This is a genomic window from Arthrobacter cavernae (genome assembly GCF_017368795.1).
Classification (GTDB): domain Bacteria; phylum Actinomycetota; class Actinomycetes; order Actinomycetales; family Micrococcaceae; genus Arthrobacter; species Arthrobacter cavernae.
This window is the reverse complement of record NZ_JAFNLL010000143.1, coordinates 1-399: the sequence shown is the minus strand read 5'-3', so window position 1 is coordinate 399 and position 399 is coordinate 1. Positions and strand designations below refer to the sequence as shown.

General features: G+C 59.1%; 1 protein-coding gene. It reads right to left on the bottom strand.

What is annotated here, in order from left to right:
- Window positions 1–399: transposase (locus tag J1902_RS19170; RefSeq protein WP_207617946.1), on the bottom strand; the 399-nt coding region annotated here is incomplete at both ends.

Below are 399 nucleotides of genomic sequence, written 5' to 3'. Positions count from 1 at the left end.
TAGTGTCCTGCGCCTGAAGTTCGGTTCAGAAGTCGGCCGATTGATTCGAGGATCTGTTCTGCCGTCTTTGTCCAGGTGAAGGGTGTGGGGTTGGTGTTCCATTCGCTGACCCACTTGCGGATGTCGGCTTCGAGCGACTGGACGCTGCTGTGATCGCTGCGGCGCAGCAGGTCCTCGGTGACGAAGCCGAAGAACCGTTCGACCTGGTTCAGCCAGGAGGAGTAGGTCGGGGTGAAATGCATGTGGAAACGTGGGTGGTTCTGCAGCCTTGTCTTCACGGCCGGAGTCTTGTGTGTCTGGTAGTTGTCGCAGATCAGGTGCACGTCTAGGCCCTCGGGGACCTGGGCGTCGATCCTGGTGAGGAATTTCCTGAACTCGGTGGCCCGGTATTTGCGGTGC